Here is a 2,107-nt window from a genome sequence, read left to right on the forward strand (position 1 = left end):
AAATATAGTCGTTCTATATAAGTAATTTTTAACGCAGTTAGTGAGTTATTTAATTCGCTAAAATGATCATGTTTTAATAAAATTGGTATTAGTTAGCCGTGCTTGTTGCCGACAACTGAACTTTAGAGAATTAACACAAAAACGACAAACGATTAAAACAAACCCAATAAGTGAATAAATCTAATCTATAGACTTTAGTCTAATACCACACTACTAATTTACGGCAATTGGTATTTATACAATCAGCAACCAGACCAACACTTTATTTAGTGCGTTCAAGTAACTTAACCACTTGGCTAACAACCATTTCTGGCTCATCACTTTGTGGGTAGTGATAGCTTTTGTTTGTTATTACTATTTCACCTTGAGGAAATGCATTAGCCCACTTTGAATGTAAGTCCCCCCCATATTTCCCGCGCTTTGTCGGTAAAAAATAATACAGATGGCTTTTTGTACTTTTTAACTGAGGCAATTACTGTCACGGGTATGTCAGCAATTTGTGGATAATCAGGTAGTGGACGTTTTGACCAAAAATCTAAATACTGATTCGACATTCCATTTTTCATATCGTCGAGCTTTATAGCTGCAATTTCTTTTTCAGCGCTTGGTAAATCAATCGAGCGGATAATAACTACATCGTGCTCTTATATGCAAAAATCGATTTAATATAGTTAAAAATTTAGCCTCAAATTAATGCGCCACCCACTTTACAAAAAATAAACAATTCGATAACATCAAGGCTTGTTTTCTATACAGGTACGTAACTATGAAATTTTTAACTTCAACAACTATGTCTTTATTGTTCGCATTGCCATTTTTGGCATCTGCTGCTGGTGATAAAAAAGTAAAATGTGAAACAACAACAAATCAATTAGAATACTATTACGGATTAGCAAGTTGTAGTACATTTGATGGTCATTTTTTGAGTGAATATGTTTCTAAAAGTTATAGCCAATGGTATACAATAATTCAGGACAAATATGATAATGGTTCATGGAAAAACTACCGTTGTAGTAGTAACTTGCCTAATTCTGCATACGAAACAATATCAAATGAATCCTGTCAATATACTCCAAAAGCAAGTATCAACCGACATTATGTAGAAGAAAGTTACGATAGCAGAACAGATACCACATACTATGCTGCAGGGGTTATAGTTGCTCAATTTACATTTAGCGATAGAGATGGCGAGGTTCAAAAAGTAGAGAAATGGGTAAATGGCCAAAGTACAACCAAAAGTCATGTTGATATTACATCAGCCTCTGAAGTTAAATTAAAAGTAACTGATAACGATGGCAATGTAACAGAAACATCAACTACAGTTTACCCGCCTATGATGCAAACATGCTCTCGCGGAGGCCAACTCATCTTATGTGAAGGTAATTTTTAATTATTGTCTTTAACGTTTTCTCTGGTCATTACTGACACGTAAAGCCTGAGCTTAAGTCAGGCTTTACGTAATTTTAATATTTTCCAATATGGTTTCAAAAAATTGTACCCACTGTTCATAAATCATCACGGGTTTTGTGGGGCTTCTCATTATTTTCTACCTTCGTGAATATAGTTTATCCTATCTTATAAACCAGCAATCTTCTGTATAATCTGATTTATCTAGCACATTCATTATATAACCACTCTAACTTAGGCATCATTCAATCTCGTACGATAAACCCAAAAAACACAAAAAAGCCCATATTAGGCGCTAACCTAATATGGGCTCTTTTACTCTCGCTATCTATATCATGCTTTTAATAAGCACTTTATAAAAAGACCTTATAGAGATAATTCTTCTTTAGCACGAGATAAGTTGTGCGATACCATTGTGCTGTTAGATAATTTTGATGCTTCATATAAATCAGCAAGTGCAGCAGTGTCATTATGTGCTTTTAAACGTGCAACACCACGGTTGCTTAATGCGAATGACGTAAGTTGACGAACTTTAAATCTAGGGCCATCTGCGTCTTTTAAAAGCGCGATTGCTTTAGTACAAATTGCTTCAGCTTGCGCATAATTTTTTGACTTAACATTCAGTGCACAGCTGTTAAATGATTGCTCAAGTGGCTGTGGCGCTGTTGCAGTTTCAATAACCATTAATTTGTAATCACTT

At 34.6% G+C, this 2,107-nt stretch carries 2 protein-coding genes and 1 pseudogene; 1 reads left to right on the plus strand and 2 read right to left on the minus strand.

The genetic code is table 11. The features are described from left to right. Positions 1 to 262: 262 nt before the first annotated feature. A pseudogene (locus DO88_RS0118475) lies at positions 263 to 644 on the minus strand (alpha/beta fold hydrolase); the annotation flags it as partial. Positions 645 to 790: 146 nt separating this feature from the next. On the opposite strand from DO88_RS0118475, the gene DO88_RS00715 reads away from it, so the two are divergent. After that, positions 791 to 1,390, plus strand: coding sequence for a hypothetical protein (locus tag DO88_RS00715; protein ID WP_149604853.1), 600 nt, complete (start codon positions 791 to 793; stop codon positions 1,388 to 1,390). 383 nt (positions 1,391 to 1,773) lie between these two features. On the opposite strand, the gene DO88_RS00710 is transcribed toward DO88_RS00715, so the two are convergent. Continuing rightward, positions 1,774 to 2,107: hypothetical protein (locus DO88_RS00710; RefSeq protein ID WP_033041078.1), on the minus strand; the 334-nt coding region annotated here is incomplete at its 5' end.

Source organism: Pseudoalteromonas sp. S3431, assembly GCF_000690035.1.
Lineage (GTDB): Bacteria > Pseudomonadota > Gammaproteobacteria > Enterobacterales > Alteromonadaceae > Pseudoalteromonas > Pseudoalteromonas fuliginea.

What these genes read in the sequence shown, in the direction of transcription:
- DO88_RS00715 (WP_149604853.1), top strand. Translation starts at nt 791, where the DNA reads ATGTCTTTATTGTTCGCATTGCCATTTTTGGCATCTGCTGCTGGTGAT.